The organism is Tistrella bauzanensis (assembly GCF_014636235.1).
Lineage (GTDB): Bacteria > Pseudomonadota > Alphaproteobacteria > Tistrellales > Tistrellaceae > Tistrella > Tistrella bauzanensis.
The window spans coordinates 1-16,130 of the sequence record NZ_BMDZ01000091.1; the positions used below are offsets into that span (position 1 = coordinate 1).

General features: G+C 68.5%; 15 protein-coding genes and 1 pseudogene. 9 read left to right on the forward strand and 7 right to left on the reverse strand.

The genetic code is table 11. The features are described from left to right. On the reverse strand, positions 1-428 hold a 428-nt coding region (locus IEW15_RS22845), incomplete at its 3' end, for a hypothetical protein (RefSeq protein WP_229708545.1). Positions 429-577: 149 nt separating this feature from the next. Here IEW15_RS22845 and IEW15_RS22850 point away from each other — a divergent pair. After that, the gene (locus tag IEW15_RS22850; protein ID WP_188582356.1) at positions 578-1,507 is read left to right on the forward strand and encodes a DMT family transporter; all 930 of its coding nucleotides are present in this window, start codon (positions 578-580) and stop codon (positions 1,505-1,507) included. A 34-nt stretch (positions 1,508-1,541) separates the two neighbouring features. Here IEW15_RS22850 and dapB read toward each other — a convergent pair whose 3' ends face one another. From dapB to dnaK, 3 genes are all read right to left on the reverse strand, one after another. After that, positions 1,542-2,345, reverse strand: coding sequence for a 4-hydroxy-tetrahydrodipicolinate reductase (dapB, locus tag IEW15_RS22855; protein WP_188582398.1), 804 nt, complete (start codon positions 2,343-2,345; stop codon positions 1,542-1,544). Between the two features lie 189 nt (positions 2,346-2,534). Further along, the gene (gene dnaJ, locus IEW15_RS22860) at positions 2,535-3,689 is read right to left on the reverse strand and encodes a molecular chaperone DnaJ (protein WP_188582358.1); all 1,155 of its coding nucleotides are present in this window, start codon (positions 3,687-3,689) and stop codon (positions 2,535-2,537) included. Positions 3,690-3,869: 180 nt separating this feature from the next. Then, a complete protein-coding gene (dnaK, locus tag IEW15_RS22865) occupies positions 3,870-5,795 on the reverse strand; it encodes a molecular chaperone DnaK (RefSeq protein ID WP_188582360.1) in 1,926 nt (641 codons plus the stop codon). Positions 5,796-6,217: 422 nt separating this feature from the next. Between dnaK and IEW15_RS22870 the strand changes: the two genes are divergently transcribed. Genes IEW15_RS22870 through IEW15_RS22880 form a run of 3 tightly spaced genes read left to right on the forward strand, consistent with a single transcriptional unit; the run spans position 6,218 to position 7,709 of the window. Beyond that, the gene (locus IEW15_RS22870; RefSeq protein WP_188582380.1) at positions 6,218-6,628 is read left to right on the forward strand and encodes a hypothetical protein; all 411 of its coding nucleotides are present in this window, start codon (positions 6,218-6,220) and stop codon (positions 6,626-6,628) included. A gap of 8 nt (positions 6,629-6,636) precedes the next feature. Next, positions 6,637-7,095 (forward strand): helix-turn-helix domain-containing protein, encoded by a 459-nt coding sequence (locus IEW15_RS22875; protein ID WP_188582382.1) that lies wholly within the window; start codon positions 6,637-6,639, stop codon positions 7,093-7,095. Further along, entirely contained in the window at positions 7,092-7,709 is a 618-nt protein-coding gene (locus IEW15_RS22880; RefSeq protein WP_188582384.1) for a hypothetical protein, read from the forward strand. The genes IEW15_RS22875 and IEW15_RS22880 overlap by 4 nt, the downstream gene beginning before the upstream one ends. Before the next feature lie 74 nt (positions 7,710-7,783). Here the strand turns inward: IEW15_RS22880 and grpE are convergent, their stop codons facing one another. Both grpE and hrcA read right to left on the reverse strand, forming a co-directional pair. After that, positions 7,784-8,407, reverse strand: a complete 624-nt coding sequence (gene grpE, locus IEW15_RS22885; RefSeq protein ID WP_188582385.1) for a nucleotide exchange factor GrpE — start codon at positions 8,405-8,407, stop codon at positions 7,784-7,786. A gap of 160 nt (positions 8,408-8,567) precedes the next feature. After that, positions 8,568-9,683 carry a heat-inducible transcriptional repressor HrcA gene (gene hrcA / locus IEW15_RS22890; protein WP_229708547.1) on the reverse strand — a complete coding sequence of 372 codons (1,116 nt, stop codon included), beginning with the start codon at positions 9,681-9,683 and terminating at the stop codon, positions 8,568-8,570. A gap of 397 nt (positions 9,684-10,080) precedes the next feature. Between hrcA and rph the strand changes: the two are divergent. The 3 genes and pseudogenes from rph to hemW all read left to right on the forward strand — a co-directional run. Beyond that, positions 10,081-10,788, forward strand: a pseudogene (gene rph / locus IEW15_RS22895) (ribonuclease PH); the annotation flags it as partial. A 279-nt stretch (positions 10,789-11,067) separates the two neighbouring features. Continuing rightward, positions 11,068-11,694, forward strand: a complete 627-nt coding sequence (rdgB, locus tag IEW15_RS22900; RefSeq protein ID WP_188582388.1) for an RdgB/HAM1 family non-canonical purine NTP pyrophosphatase — start codon at positions 11,068-11,070, stop codon at positions 11,692-11,694. A 4-nt stretch (positions 11,695-11,698) separates the two neighbouring features. After that, positions 11,699-12,883, forward strand: a complete 1,185-nt coding sequence (gene hemW, locus IEW15_RS22905; protein ID WP_188582390.1) for a radical SAM family heme chaperone HemW — start codon at positions 11,699-11,701, stop codon at positions 12,881-12,883. Between the two features lie 36 nt (positions 12,884-12,919). Here the strand turns inward: hemW and IEW15_RS22910 are convergent, their stop codons facing one another. Beyond that, positions 12,920-14,197 (reverse strand): penicillin-binding protein activator, encoded by a 1,278-nt coding sequence (locus IEW15_RS22910; RefSeq protein ID WP_188582391.1) that lies wholly within the window; start codon positions 14,195-14,197, stop codon positions 12,920-12,922. A 533-nt stretch (positions 14,198-14,730) separates the two neighbouring features. Here IEW15_RS22910 and rsmI point away from each other — a divergent pair. Next, positions 14,731-15,594, forward strand: coding sequence for a 16S rRNA (cytidine(1402)-2'-O)-methyltransferase (gene rsmI / locus IEW15_RS22915; RefSeq protein WP_229708551.1), 864 nt, complete (start codon positions 14,731-14,733; stop codon positions 15,592-15,594). Next, positions 15,591-16,013, forward strand: a complete 423-nt coding sequence (locus IEW15_RS22920) for a YraN family protein (RefSeq protein WP_188582396.1) — start codon at positions 15,591-15,593, stop codon at positions 16,011-16,013. Before rsmI ends, IEW15_RS22920 begins: the two co-directional genes overlap by 4 nt. Positions 16,014-16,130 lie beyond the last annotated feature (117 nt).

The following is a 16,130-nucleotide window of genomic DNA, read 5'->3' on the forward strand; positions in this document are numbered from 1 at the left end:
ACCTCACCCGAGGGAATCAGCCCCGCAGCGCGGGGGCAAGCGGACATCGACAGGGTTGGAGCCCATTCTGCAACAGGCTCATAGGCGCGGCCATTGCCACCATACGTGGCGGTCTCGCGCAGTCGGCTAATTTCAGCAAGCGCCGGCCACATAGCTGCGTCGGCATGTTCCGCCTGCCGGCAAAGAAGATCGCCGTAGTCCTGAAGAAGATTAATCCGCTTATCAATCGGCAAGGCCTGGATCTTCTCCTTGTCCTCACCACGAAGATCCATCAGGCAGTCGCTGACTTTGATCCGGTCCACATGATATTTCGCGCGCCTCAGACGTTCCGCTATTCCGTCACCCACATTCTTGAGATCGATTCCCACCGCACCGATCAACCCGATAAAAATCTCGGGCCGTTTCCCCTCATGCATCTGCGACCCCATTCAAATCCGACCCTATGCGAGAATATCTCAGCACATTAAGCACGCAAGAAGATGTTCGCCCCCATCATCCCCTTGACCCGCCAGCACCCAGGCGCGATCATCCCCGCCTGTTTCGCAATCCACGCAACCCCCGCTTCATGAGGATCGCGATGCCGCAGGATGCGCGCCCGCTGGGCGGTGCGACGCCGCTGGTGATGCGCGGCTTCGGGCCGGCCGATTATGGCTGTCTGGTGCTGCTGGCCGCGCTGTGGGGCGGGTCGTTCATGCTGGTCAAGACGGCGCTGCCGACCATCGGGCCGCTGACCATCGTGGTCGCCCGGCTGGTGCTGGGGGCTGTGGCGCTGTTCATGGTCATGCGGCTGCGCGGGCTGCGGCTACCGGTGGGGCTTGCCGGCTGGACACCGTTCCTGGTGTTCGGGGCGGTGGGCAATCTGGCGCCGTTCACGCTGATCGCCTGGGGACAGCAGCATGTGCCCTCGGCGGTGGCGGCGATTCTGATGGCGGCGATGCCATTGTTCACGCTGGTGCTCGCGCGGATCGTGCGGCCGGCCGAAAACCCTGTCACCGCCGGGCGGATCGCCGGCATCGCGCTGGGCTTTTCAGGCGTGGTGGTGCTGGTCGGGCCCGCGGCGTTGACCCAGGCCGGGGGCGGCATCGGCGAGATGGCGATCCTGGGCGCGGCGCTGTGCTATGCCATCGCCTCGCTCTATGCCGAGCGGGTGCGCCATGTGCCGCCGCTGGTGTCGGCCACGGCCACCCTCACCTCGGGCGCCATTCTGGCCCTGCCGCTGGCGCTGATACTGGAACAGCCCTGGACCCGGGCGCCGGCGCTGGACGCGGTGCTGGCGGTCGGCCTGCTTGGCGTCGCCTGCACCGGGCTCGCCTATCTGCTGTTCTATCGGCTGATGGCGCGCGGCGGGGCGGTTCTGGTGGCGCTGAACAACTATCTGATCCCCGCCTTCGGCGTGATGTGGGGCATGCTGCTGCTGAGCGAGGAACCCAGCCTGAATGCCTTCATCGCCCTGGGCCTGATCCTGTGCGCCATCACCGTCGCCAACCGCCGTGGCCGCAAGCGCTGAGCCGCCCGCCCCTGCGGCCGATCGAGCCGGCGCCTCAGCGCAGATCCAGAACGTCACGCATGTCATAGAGCCCCGGCGCGCGGCCCGCGACCCAGATCGCCGCTGTCACGGCGCCCCGGGCGAAGGTTTCCCGTGACGAGGCCCGGTGGCCCAGTTCCAGCCGCTCGCCATCGGCGGCGAAGATCACCTGATGATCGCCGATCACGTCGCCGCCCCGCAGTGCCGCCATGCCGATGGCGCCACGCCGGCGCGGGCCGGTATCGCCATCGCGGCCGCGATCGGCCACATCATCCAGCGAGACATCGCGGCCGCGCGCCGCCGCCCGCGCCAGTCCCAGCGCCGTGCCGGACGGCGCGTCGATCTTGTGGCGATGATGCATTTCCACGATCTCGATGTCGTAATCGGGCCCCAGCCGCGCCGCCGCCTGTTCGACCAGATGCATCAGCAGGGTCACCCCCAGCGACATGTTGGGAGCATAGACCATCGGCACGCAGCGGGCCGCCTCGCGCAGCATCGCTTCATCACCGGCATCAAGGCCGGTGGTGCCGGTGACCAGTGCCTTGCCGCGGGCGGCGGCCAGGCGGGCATGGGTCACGGTTGCCTTCGGCCGGGTGAAGTCGATCACCACATCGGCCGCGTCGAACAACGCCGCCGGGTCGTCGCCAACCAGGATGCCCAGCGGATCCGTCGTGCCCGCGAACCGGCCCAGATCCTGGCCGACCGCCTCGTTGCCCGGCGCCTCGGTGCCACCGGCGACGCGGCAGCCATCGGTGGCGGCGATCGTGGCCAGCAGCATGCGTCCCATCCGCCCGGCACAGCCGACCACCCCGATCGCGATCCCGCTCATCTTGCCGTCTCTCCCGCTTGATCCATCATGCCAGCTTCTGGCGAAACATCGCCGGGTGCGCAAAAAAGGCGCGAGGTGAGAACCCGCGCCGCGTATCGCCTGCCCGCCGGTCTGTCCTACCGCATATCGGCGCGCAGCGAAAGCCGCGCGCCGATATCCGTGGGCCAGCCGATCGGCCGGTCAATCGGTCAGGTCGGACCACAGCTCCTTCACCTTGGCGAAGAAGCCCTCCGATTGCGGGCTCGACGACGAGCCGCCCTCATCGCCCGCCTGTTCGAATTCCTCCAGCAATTCGCGCTGGCGGGCCGACAGGTTCACCGGTGTTTCGACGGTGATGATCACATACATGTCGCCGCGGGTGCCGCGCCCCTGCACCGCCGGCATGCCTTTCGACCGCAGGCGGAACTGATGGCCCGACTGGGTGCCGGCCGGGATGTTCAGCCGCACCCGCGCGCCTTCCAGCGTCGGCACCTCGACCGTGCCGCCCAGGGTTGCGCGCACCATCGGGATCGGCACCCGGCACGACACGTCGACGCCGTCGCGCTGGAACACCGGATGGGGCGCCACCGACAGGAAGATATACAGATCGCCGGGCGGACCGCCGCGCACGCCGGCATCGCCTTCGCCCGACAGCCGGATGCGCATGCCGTCTTCGACGCCGGCCGGAATGTTCACCGACAGGGTCTTGTCGCGACGCACGCGCCCGGCGCCGCCGCAGTTGCGGCACGGATCCTTGATCACCCGCCCCACGCCATGGCAGGCCGGGCAGGTGCGTTCGATAGTGAAGAAGCCCTGGGTCGCGCGCACCTTGCCGTGGCCCTGACAGGTCGGGCAGGTGACCGGCTGGGTGCCTTCGGCGGCGCCCGACCCGTCGCAGACCTCGCAGGTTGCCGAGGACGGCACGGTGATGTCGGTCTGCTTGCCGTTGAAGGCATCTTCCAGGCTGATATCCAGGTCGAAGCGCATATCGGCGCCGCGCTGGCCACCGCCGCGCTGGCCGCCACCGCGCCCCCCGCCCATGAACTCGCCGAAGATGTCCTCGAACACATCGGCAAAGGACGAGCTGAAATCAGAGGCGCCACGCCCACGGCCACCACCGCCCATGCCTGCCTCGAAAGCGGCATGGCCGAACTGGTCATAGGCCTGGCGCTTCTTCGGATCCTTCAGGATCTCATAGGCCTCGTTGATTTCCTTGAAGCGTCGCTCGGCCTCGGCATCCCCCGGATTGCGGTCGGGGTGATACTGCATCGCCAGCTTGCGGAACGCCTTTTTCAGCGCGGCGTCGTCGGCGTCGCGTGCGACACCCAGCATTTCATAGTAATCGGCCTTCGCCATGGTCGTGGACTATACCTTGAGCCGGGACAGCCGCGCCGGGGTGGCGGGCGCCTCTGCCGGAGCCTTCGATCATGGGCTGGGCACGCCGGACCGGACCCCCGCGCACCACCCCCTCAAAACGGCCGCGGGCGACCGGCGCCAGATATGGCACCGACCGCCCGTGGCATCAGGCGTCGGGCCTCAGGCCCGTCCGCCCTTGTCGTCCTTCACTTCCTCGAAATCGGCATCGACCACACCGTCATCGGCCGGGCCCTTGCCGCCAGCGGCGCCGGCACCGGGGCCCTGGGCGCCCTCCTGCTGCTCGCTCGCCTTGTACATGGCCTCGCCAAGCTTCATGGCCGCCACCGACAGCGCCTCGGTCTTCTGCTTGATGTCGTCGGCATCGTCGCCGTTGAGCGCGGCCTTGAGCGCGGTCACGGCATCCTCGATCGCCGACCGCTCCTCGGCGCCGATCTTGTCGCCATGCTCGGCCAGGCTCTTCTCGGTCGAATGCACCAGGCCGTCGGCATGGTTGCGGGCCTCGACCAGTTCCTTGCGCTTGCGGTCGTCGGCCGCGTTGGCTTCGGCTTCCTTCACCATCCGCTCGATCTCGGCATCCGAGAGGCCGCCCGAGGCCTGGATGCGGATCGCCTGTTCCTTGCCGGTCGCCTTGTCCTTGGCCGACACATTGACCAGACCGTTGGCATCGATGTCGAAGGTCACCTCGACCTGCGGCACGCCCCGCGGCGCCGGCGGAATGCCGACCAGATCGAACTGGCCCAGCATCTTGTTGTCGGCGGCCATCTCGCGCTCGCCCTGGAAGACCCGGATGGTCACCGCCGTCTGATTGTCATCGGCGGTGGAGAACACCTGGCTCTTCTTGGTCGGGATGGTGGTGTTGCGCTCGATCAGCTTGGTCATCACGCCGCCCAGCGTCTCGATGCCCAGCGACAGGGGCGTCACGTCGAGCAGCAGAACGTCCTTGACCTCGCCCTTCAGCACGGCGGCCTGGATGGCGGCGCCGATGGCGACCACCTCATCCGGGTTCACGCCGCGATGCGGCTCGCGACCGAAGAATTCCTTCACCTTCTCGATGACCTTGGGCATGCGGGTCTGGCCACCGACCAGCACGACCTCATCGATCTCGCCGGCCGTCAGGCCCGCATCCTTCAGCGCCTTGCGGCACGGGTCGATGGTCCGGTCGACCAGATCGCCCACCAGCGCTTCCAGCTTGGCGCGGGTCAGCTTGATCGCCAGATGCTTCGGGCCCGACTGATCGGCGGTGATGAAGGGCAGGTTGACCTCGGTCTGCATGCCGCTCGACAGCTCGATCTTGGCCTTCTCGGCGGCTTCCTTCAGCCGCTGGAGCGCCAGACGATCGCCGCGCAGGTCGATGCCGCTCTCCTTCTTGAACTCGTCGGCGAGGTAATCGACGATCCGCATGTCGAAATCTTCGCCGCCAAGGAAGGTATCGCCATTGGTCGACTTCACCTCGAACACGCCGTCGCCGATCTCAAGGATCGAGACGTCGAAGGTGCCGCCGCCAAGGTCGTAGACCGCGATGGTCTTGCCGTCGTTCTTCTCAAGCCCATAGGCCAGCGCGGCCGCCGTCGGCTCGTTGATGATGCGCAGCACCTCAAGGCCGGCGATCTTGCCGGCATCCTTGGTCGCCTGACGCTGGCTGTCGTTGAAATAGGCCGGAACGGTGATCACGGCCTGGGTGACGGTCTCGCCCAGATAGGCTTCGGCCGTCTCCTTCATCTTCTTCAGGATCTGCGCGCTGATCTGGCTCGGCGACTGCTTCTTGCCGCGCACCTCGACCCAGGCGTCGCCATTATCCGCCTTGACGATCCGGTAGGGGACCATCTTGGCGTCTTTCTGGGTCGTCGGATCGTTGAAGGTGCGGCCGATCAGCCGCTTCACCGCGAACACGGTGTTCTCGGGGTTGGTCACCGCCTGGCGCTTTGCCGGCTGGCCGACCAGAATCTCGTCATCTTCGGTGAACGCCACCATCGACGGGGTCGTGCGCGCACCTTCGCTGTTCTCGATCACCTTGGCGTTCTTGCCGTCCATGATGGCGACGCAAGAATTGGTGGTGCCCAGGTCGATGCCGATGACTTTGCTCATGGTTTCGGTCTCTCTCAGGTAGCGGGCGCCGACGGCCCAGACAGAGCGGCGCCGACGGCCCCCCCGTTTCCATGTTGTGAATGGCTGGAAGGGTCCATGCGAGGCGGCGGTCCGATGCCCAACTTCATCCCACCGTCGCGATCAGGGCGTCATATAGGGGGGCGGAGGCGGGCGCGCAACCACGCTGCCCCTTCAGAAATGCTGCAAGCCGGCATCGTGGTTGCATCGACCACATATTGAACGTATTTGGCGCGTTGCCATGGGTAATTTGATCTTATAACGTTCAAGTTGACCGAAGCCATACTGGACATATCACCAGAATGGTTTATATATAGGTTTACATAGTGGCTGGACACGACGATGGATCGCCAACCCCCGACCCTGTCCACGTCGTCGCCGGCCGCTGGCACGATGTCTGGATCATGGCTGATCTGCTGGAGCTGTTGAATGGCCGTATCAATACCGCCGAACGACTGATCGCCGCCGGCAAACGCCCCGATCGTTCGGGCAATGCGGCCCGGCAGATGAAAGCTGTCATCGCGACGATGGCTGAACGTGGCCGCCATCGCTGCCAGCCCAACATGTTCCGTGGCGAAGGCCTCCACAGTCATGGCGGCATCTCGGTCAGGCTCTATGCCTTCAAGGCCGGCCAACTGCGGATCTATGGTGGTTTCGTTGATCCCGAAGACAACCCGCGCCGTTTTCTGGCCACGGCCGCCGACTGGGCGAAGAAGTCCGACAAGCCGTCGAAGGAGGTTCTGAAGCGCGCCATGCGACTCTTCGTGGACCATGCCGATGCTGTCCGGAATTTTCGACCGAAATCAAATACATGAGGCAGATCATGACCACCGATCATCCTGCAGGCAGGCCCGCCGGCTTCGCCGGCATGATCCCGCGCGAGCAGGATCCGATGACGTTCATCGTCGACACCCAGTTTCGGATCCAGCGCCTGATGGACGCGCGCGGGATGAACAACCGCCAGCTTGCCGATGCCCTTGGCGTCAGCAAGGCGCGGATCAGCAATATGTTCGGGCCGCAGCCCAACCTGACGCTTGAAACGCTGGCGAAGGTGTTTCTTGCCCTGGGGGCGGAACTGCCACGGGTCACGACCGATCGGCTCGACGTGCTGCTGGCCGAGGATGACCGGGTCGTGCCGCCAGACCATCGCCGGGGATCGCCGGAGTGGCGCATGTCGGCTGACACATCGGCCAATATTGCCCGCACCACACCGGCCGCGAGATCGACGCCATCCGATGACGGCGCGCGGCCACGGGCGTCGTGGCAGCAGGCCGCGGCATGATGAACAGCAGCCCGCCCCATCCCGGAGCCGCCGCCATGGAAGCCTATGAGGCTGTGCGGCGCGCGGCGGAGCTGGACGATGTGGTCTTGCGCAACGCCCGGATCGACGTGCATCCCAAGGCGCGCGCACTGGTGAAGATGCAGGGAGACACTTTGCGCTTCGTCATCGATCGCGCCCAGCCGGAGGCAGAGCGGAACCGCGACGCCGCGATGGTGGTCGGGCATTTCACGATGACGGCGACGGTGGATGCCCCACAGAGCCTGATCGACATGCCGGATATCACCGACGTCGCCCCGGGCGACGATATGCGGCGGATCGTTCTCATCACCGGCCAGTACGATGTGAGCTTCACCAACATTCCCGACGACGCGGATGACGACGCCGTCGGCCTGTTCATCGGCCTGGTCGGCAAATTCGCGGTCTATCCCTATTTCCGCAATCTGGTGTCGCAGGCGGCCGGCATGACCCATCTGGATCTGCCGATCCTGCCGGTGCTGCGCGACCCACAGGACCGCCCACACCAGGCCGCAGCCCCTGCCGCCGACACCACAGCCGCGCCGACCAAGGCCCGAAAACGCCGCAAGCCCGCTGAGGCCGCCAACAAGGCCCGCTAAGGCCGCCAACAAGAATTGACGGTCCGCGGGCTTGGACGGGTCAGGTGGTTGCCAGAGATGGCGGTTGCCGGAGGTCAGGCCGAGGTATCCACCCGGCTGCCGGGGTTGGCGTCACCGGCGGGGGCGGCGCCCTCTTTCGGCCCGCCGCGCGACACCGACACCATCGCCGGGCGCAGCAGGCGATCGGCGATGACATAGCCGGTCTGCAGCACCTGCACCACGGTGCCCGACGGCTTCGTCTTATCCTCGACCTCCATCATCGCCTGATGCAGCTTGCTGTCGAAGCGCTCGCCGGCCGGATCGACCCGGCGGATGCCATGGGTTTCCAGTGTCTGGCGGAAGCTCTGCAAGGTCATGTCGATGCCCTGAGCCAACTGGTCGACCAGCGGGTCGGCGCCGCGCTTGTCGGCCGGCACCGCCAGCGCCGCGCGTTCCAGATTGTCCGACACCGACAGCACGTCGCGGGCGAAGCGGGTGACGGCGTATTTGCCGGCATCCTCAACCTCGCGCTGGGCACGCCGGCGCAGGTTTTCCATATCGGCCAGCGTGCGCAAATGCTGGTCGCGGGCCTGGGCCAGCTCGGCCTCCAGCGCCGCGATCCGGGCCTCCGGCGCCTCGGCGGCTTCGGTCTCCGGCATCTCGGGCGCCTCGGCGCCGGTGATTTCGGTGGCCTCGGGGGCCTGCTTCTGGTCACTCATCTCGAACCTGCTCCATCATCGTTCAGTCGAACCCACGGCCCGGGCTGCTCTTGAAGGCTGTGGCCCGCCCCGGCCGCGCTCCGCGAAAGGCGGATCCCCCGGCATGTCCGGCCGCGATCCGCGCGCTCCTTGTGGCCACACAATCCGTGACCCGCCCGCCTCAACCGATCAGTCGCCCGATCAGCTTGGCGGTATAATCCACCACCGGCACGATCCGGGCGTAATTCACCCGGGTCGGACCGATCACCCCGATAGCACCGACATAGCGCCGGTTCTGGTCGGTCAGCGGGGCCGCGATCACCGAACAGCCGCTCAGGCCGAACAATGCGCTTTCCGCCCCGATGAAGATCTGCACCCCCTCGGCACGCTGGCTTTCATTCAGCAGCCGCAGGATGTCCTTCTTGGTCTCCAGCGCCTCCATCAGCCGCCGGATGCGTTCCAGATCCGACAGCGCCGACACGTTTTCCAGCAGCCGCGACCGGCCGCTCACGATCAGCAATCCGTCATCATGGCCCCCCGACCAGGTCGCCAGGCCCTGTTCCACCACCTTGGCGGTCAACTGGTCGATCTCGGCGGCGTTGCGGGCGATCTCGCTGTCGATCAGCACGCGCGCATCTTCCACCGTGCGGCCGCGCAGCCGCCCGCTCAGATAATTGCCGGCCTCGATCAGCTTCGATGGCGGCAGACCGGGCGGCAGCGGCATCACCCGGTTCTCGACCACGCCGTTCTCGTCGACGAGGATCACCAGTGCCCGGTTGTCCGACAGCGGCACGAATTCCACATGCTTCAGCCCGGCCTCGCTCTTGGGCGCGATCACCAGCCCCACGCAGCGCGACATCTCGGCGACCACGCCGCTGGCCTCGGTCAGAACCTGCGAGACGCTGCGGCCGGCGCCGGCGCACTGGGCATCGATGGTGCGGCGTTCGTCATCCGACAGGTCACCCACTTCCAGCAGCCCGTCGACGAACAGCCGCAACCCCATCTCGGTCGGCAGCCGCCCGGCGGAAATATGGGGCGCATACAGCAGCCCGCTTTCCTCAAGATCGGCCATCACATTGCGGATGGTGGCCGATGACAGGTTGCTGCCCAGCCGCCGCGCGATGGTGCGCGAGGCCACCGGCTCGCCGGTCTCGACGAAGGCATCCACCACGTGGCGAAAGACCTCGCGGGAGCGTTCGTTCATCTGCTGGAAGGCACGCGGCGGCCCGGCCAGGCCTTCGAGCGCTTCGAGTGCCTGCCGGTCGATCGTCTCGCGATCCCCCGTGCCACGTGCCATGCCAACCTGTCCCGTCCTGTCCGCGTACCAAGCCCGATGGCGGCCGTCCGCCATCGTCGGCGCGATATCGGCGTCGCCGCTATGTAGGAACCGTGCCGCACAGCGTCAACGTCGACGATACCGGCCACCACACCACCCCGATCCGGAATGATAGCCAGTTTCGGTACGGGCGTGTCGAAGTATCCCCGGTCGTCCGACCACGCCGGCGCCCGACCACCCCGGCGTCCGACCACCCCGGCGCGCCCCCCGTCATTGCAACCCCGGCGTCGAGCGCGTAGTTTTCCCGATCGGAGGCGGCGGTGCCGTTCATCCGCCCGCTCCCTCTCCCCACCGTCCAGGGCAGGTGCCCGTGCATCGCCCCGCTGCCGAGGCCCAGAACCCCATGCGCGAACTTCCCATGCGCCTTTCCGGTCGTGCCGCCGACGCGCTGCGCGTCATCCGCTTCGAACCCATGGTCAACAAATATGCCGAGGGCTCGTGTCTGGTTCATTTCGGCGACACCAAGGTTCTGGTGACGGCGAGCGTGGAAGAGAAGGTGCCGCCCTTCCTGCGCAACACCGGTAAGGGCTGGGTCACCGCCGAATACGGCATGCTGCCCCGCGCCACCCACAGCCGCACCGACCGCGAGGCGGCCAAGGGCAAGCAGCAGGGCCGCACGGTTGAAATCCAGCGCCTGATCGGCCGCAGCCTGCGGGCGGTGGTCGACATGCAGAAACTGGGCGAGCGTCAGGTCCGGGTCGATGCCGACGTGATCCAGGCCGATGGCGGCACCCGCACCGCATCGATCACTGGCGGCTATGTGGCGCTGTGGCTGGCGCTTCAGAAGCTGGTCGCCACCCGCGATCTGGCCGAGCACCCGATCACCCGGGCGGTCGCCGCCATCTCCTGCGGTCTGGTCGATGGCGAGGCGGTGCTGGATCTGGATTACGAGGAAGACAGCCGCGCCGAGGCCGATGCCAATTTCGTGCTGGCCGAAGGCGGCGGCATCGTCGAGGTTCAGGCCACAGCCGAGGCCGATCCGTTCTCGCCCGCCCAGTTCCGCCGTCTGGTCGAACTGGCCGAGATCGGCACTGCCCGCCTGTTCGAGATGCAGAAGGAAGCGATCCTGGCGGCCATGGCCGGCCGGACCGATTTCGCCACCCCGCCGCCGCTGCCGCCCTCGCAGCAGCCCCAGAACCAGCGCAAGCCCCAGGATCGCGGCGGTCGCGGCGGCCAGGGACGCGGCGGCAACCATGGCGGCGGCAATCGGAGTGGCGGCGGCGGCGGCGATCGCGGCCAGCAGAACAACCAGCCCGGCAAGCCGCTGGGGACGCTGGGCGACGCGCTTGCCGCCGCCGCCCGCAAGGATCGCTGAGACCAGATGCCCGTTCAGGATGCCGAACCGATGACTGATGCCCGCACACACCGCCGCCTGACCGAACCGCGTCTGGTCATCGCCAGCCACAACCGTGGCAAGGTGGCGGAGATCCGGGCCTTGATGGCGCCGTTCGGCATCGATGTGGTCTCGGCCGGCGATCTGGGCCTGCCGGAACCGGAAGAAACCGGGCTGACCTTCATCGACAATGCCGTGCTCAAGGCCCGTGCCTCGGCCGAGGCATCGGGCCTGCCGGCGCTGGCCGATGACAGCGGCATGACGGTCGCGGCACTCGACGGCGCGCCCGGCATCTATTCCGCCCGCTGGGCCGGTCCGTCGAAGGATTTCGGCGCGGCCATGGAGCTGGTGCGCACGCGGATGGGCGACAATCCCGACCGCAGCGCCGCCTTTGTCTGCGCGCTCGCCATCGCCTGGCCCGACGGCCATGTCGAGACCTTCGAAGGCGTCATCGGCGGCCATCTGGAATTCCCGCCGCGCGGCGATTTCGGCTTCGGCTATGACCCGATCTTCGTGCCCGAGGGCGATACCCGCAGCTTTGGCGAGTTTCCGCCCGAGGAAAAGCACCGGATCAGCCACCGGGCGCGGGCCTTCAACAATCTGGTGCGCGCCTGTCTGGATGGCGATGGCGGGGCGTGACCTGATGACCGAACCGCTGGCGCTGTACGTCCACTGGCCGTTCTGCGTGTCGAAATGCCCGTATTGCGACTTCAACAGCCATGTCCGCGCGCGCATCGACGGTCCGCGCTGGGAACGCGCCCTGCTGACCGAGCTTGAGGACGAGGCCGCCCGGCTGGGCCCGCGGCCGCTGGGCTCGATCTTCTTCGGCGGTGGCACGCCCTCGCTGATGGACCCGGCCACCACGGCCCGGATCATCGAGCGCGCCCGCGCCCTGTTCCCCACCGACAGCGCGCCCGAAATCAGCCTGGAGGCCAATCCGACCACGGTCGAGGCGGCGAAGCTGGCCGATTTCCGCGCCGCGGGGGTCGAGCGGCTGTCGATCGGCGTGCAGGCGCTGGACGATGCGGCGCTAACAGCACTCGGCCGCGCCCATGGCGTGGCCGAGGCGCTGGACGCGATCGGCAATGCCCGCGCGATCTTTCCCCGGATGTCGTTCGACCTGATCTATGCCCGTCCCGGCCAGACCATGGCCGGCTGGATGGCGGAACTGGACCGGGCGCTGGATCTGGCCGCCGACCATCTGTCGCTCTATCAGCTCACCATCGAGCCGGGCACCGCCTTTCACACCCGCCACGCCCGGGGCGACCTGGTGCTGCCAGAAGACGATGCCGCCGCCGATCTGTTCGAGGCCACGAACCACCGGCTGTCGCAAGCCGGCATGCCCGCCTATGAGGTGTCGAACCACGCCCGTCCGGGGGCGGAATGCCGCCACAACCTCGCCTATTGGACCTATGCCGACTATGCCGGCATCGGCCCCGGCGCCCATGGCCGGGTGCCGACCGGCCCCGGTGGCGCGCGTGAGGCGACCCGCCGCGCGCGGGCGCCCGAGACCTGGCTCGACCTGGTCGATCGCCAGGGCCATGGCCGCGACGAGGCGGTGGTGGTGGCGCGCGCGCGGGCGGCCGAAGAGGCGCTGATGATGGGGCTCAGGCTGGATGCGGGCATCGACCCTGCGGTCTTCGCCCGCCGCACCGGGCTGACACTCGATCAGGTGGTCGACCGCCGGCGGCTGGATCAGGCAATCGAGGGCGGCTTCGTTCAGAACCGCGCCGACCGGCTGGCTGCCACGCCATCCGGGCGGCTGGTGCTGGGCACCCTCACCGCCCATCTGCTTGCCGACGACCTCGACACGCGCTTTCCCGACTGAGACCTGAAACCGACTGAGAGTGCCGGACCGGGCGCCTCAGCGCGCCGGTGCCAGACCAGTCGGTGCCAGACCAGTCGGTGCCAGACCAGTCGGTGCCAGGCCAGTCGGTGCCGCACCGCTTGCCGCCGGGGCGACACTGCCGGTTGCGGGCGCGGCACCGGCGGGTGCGACGCTGCCATCCGGCGCCGCCGGCGTGGCCGGGATGGCCGGCGCCGTGGGGGCCGCCAGCGGATTGGAGCGGATCACCCCCTCGCCCGGCCGGGCGCCGGCAGTGAAGCGGTCGGCCGCAGGGTCAAGCAGATCGGCGCCGGTGGCGGCGACACCATAGATCGCCAGCGCATGTTCGGCGCCGCCCCGGGTGTCGAAACGGAACAGGCCGTTCACGCCGGCAAACCCGTCGGGGCTGTCGAGTTCGCGGGCAAGCTGGCCCTTGCGGCCCAGCACCGCCGCCAGGGCGGTCGCGTCATAGGCAAGGCCGGCAAGCGCCGGCGGCGTTGCTCCGAACAGGGCGCTGAACCGGCGGGCAAAAGTTTCCCAGGCCGCGCGATCGGGGGCGGCGAACCAGGCGCCCTGCAGGTTCTGGTCGCGGCCGACCGGCTGGTTCTGCCACAGGGCGGTGCCCAGAATCTGCACCTCGCCCTGATCGATGCTGTAATAGGGCAGCAGGCTGGCGATGGCACGCAGCCGTTCCCCCGCCTCGGCCAGCAGTAGGCTGTCGAAGGGCGGTTGCGGCTGGCCGCCCGACAGGCGCTTCACCGCATCCTGCGCATCGCTGCCAGGATCGGAATAGCGGGCGATGTCGATCAGCTCGGCGCCGGTGCGGGTGACGGCCCGGCGATAGCTTTCGGCCAGCCGGTCGCCATAGGGGCCATAGGGCAGCAGGGCCGCGAAGCGGGTCTTGCCGTGCTGGACCGCGAAATCCACCACCCGTTCCACCTGCACCTCGGGCGCCAGCCCGATCAGGTGCACGCCCGGGCGCAGCGCGCCGGTGTCGTTGGAGAACGCGATCACCGGCACCTCACGCGGGTGGGCGACATCGGCCACCGCCGGCACGTTGCGACCATAGATCGGCCCCAGGATCACGGTCGCGGCCTGGGTTTCGATCAGATCACGGGCAGCGGCGGCACTTTGTGGCGGCTCGGCGCCGCTGTCGCGGGGCAGCAGCACCACGTCATCGGCCTTCACATCCGACAGCGCCAGCGTCGCGGCATCGATCATCGCCTGGCCAAACCCCGCCTGCGGCCCCGACATCGGCACCAGCAGGCCCACGCGCAACGCCTGCGGCGGCAGGTCCAGCGGGCTTGGCGGGGCCACGGGCCCGACCGGCTGTTCCGGCAGCACCGTGATCGGCGCCGTGGGCTGTGGCGCTTGTGCCGGAGGGGCCGGCGGCTCTACCTTGGCAGACTGACAGGCGGCCAGAACCAGCAGGGCCGCAAGAGGCAAGAGACGCAATGACGACGCGCGTGAGCGACGAAGCAGGCCACCACCAGCCCGGACAGGCCGGTGTGGCGGAGCGACAGAATCCTGAGGGTCCACAGGGGCCTGAGGGTCTTGGTGCCGATGGGCGGTCATCACAGGATCGGATCTCATCAGATGTCGTTGCGGCAGGGGCCGACGCGGCCGGGACCGGCCCGGCGCGACCGGTTGCGCCAGACGCGTCCGGTGGGCCTGCGGCCGACGACGATGATGCGGAGGCGGCAGACCCTGCAACCCCCGACGGCGACCAGAGTAACGGCAGCCCCCTGCCGAGACAACACACCCTGCATGGCAACCGTGGGGCAAAGCCGGCACGGCCGCTTGATCCCGGACTCTACGCGGTCGCAACGCCGATCGGCAATCTGGGCGACATGACCACGCGGGCGCTGGAGGTGCTGGCGGCGGCCGATCTGGTGCTGTGCGAGGATACCCGCACCACCGGCCGGCTGCTGAGCCATTGGGGTATCCGCGCCAAGCTCGTCCCCTATCACGACCACAACGCCGCCCGGATGCGGCCCGAGGTGCTGCGCCGGCTGGATGAAGGCGCGCGGGTGGCGCTGGTTTCCGATGCCGGCACGCCGCTGGTGTCGGACCCGGGCTACAAGCTGGTGCGCGCGGTCGCCGCTGCCGGCCATCAGGTGCGGGCAGTGCCGGGGCCATCGGCGCTGACCGCTGCCCTGTCGATTGCCGGCCTGCCCACCGACCGGGTTCTGTTCCTCGGCTTTCCGCCCGCCAAGGCGGGGGAGCGGATGCGCAGCTTCCGCCGGCTGGCGGGCGAGCCGGCGACGCTGGTGTTCTATGACAGCCCCAACCGCATCGCCCGCACGCTGGCCGAACTGGCCGAGGCGCTGGGGCCGCGGCCGGCCGCCGTCGCCCGTGAATTGACCAAGCTGTTTGAAGAGGTGGTGCGCGGCACCCTGCCGGAGCTGGCCGCACGATTCGAAGCCGCCACCCCCAAGGGCGAGATCGTGCTGCTGGTTGAAGGCCATCGCGCGCCCGAGGCCACCGAGACCGATGACGATGACGCCCTGCCCGCGGGCCCCGGCCGGCTGGATGCAGGCGCCGTCGACAAGCTGCTGCCGCCGCTGGTCAAGGCGATGGGGGCCGCGCGCGCGGCCCGGCTGCTGGCCGAGATCACCGGCAGCCCCCGGCGCGCCTTCTATGCCCGCGCGGCGGCGCTGGGCGGCGCATCCGACGATGGCGCCGACGATCCGCAGGACGACCCGGCGGCATGACCCGGCGGGGCGCGCCGACCAGCCGGGATGGCACGAACCGGGCGCGCGCCGGCCGGGGTCGCCGGTCGGAACGCGCCGGCAGGCGGGCCGAGTTTCTGGCGGCGCTGCGGCTGAGGCTGTGCGGCTGGCGGGTGCTCGCCCGCCGGCTGAAGACGCCGGCCGGCGAGATCGACCTGCTGGTGCGGCGCGGCCGGGTGGTGGCGATCGTCGAGGTCAAGCGCCGCCCCGACCGGATGGCGGCGGGCGAGGCGGTGATGCCCGCCCAGCGCCGGCGGCTGGCCGGCGCCGCCGCCTGGGTGCTGGGCCAGGGCGCGCGGATCGGCGCCGGCGGCGTCGATTGCCTGCGGTTCGATCTGGTCTGGGTTGACCGGCTGGGCCTGCCGCATCATCTGCCCGATGCCTGGCGGCTTGATCCGTGATCCCGCCCCGGAAGTGATCCCGCCCCGGATACGGGCACCAGGGGAATCGGGTGAAAATTTTAAGCTGCGATGATGCTTGCGAGGAAGTCGTCGTCCCAAGCGGCGACCTTGCGTCGG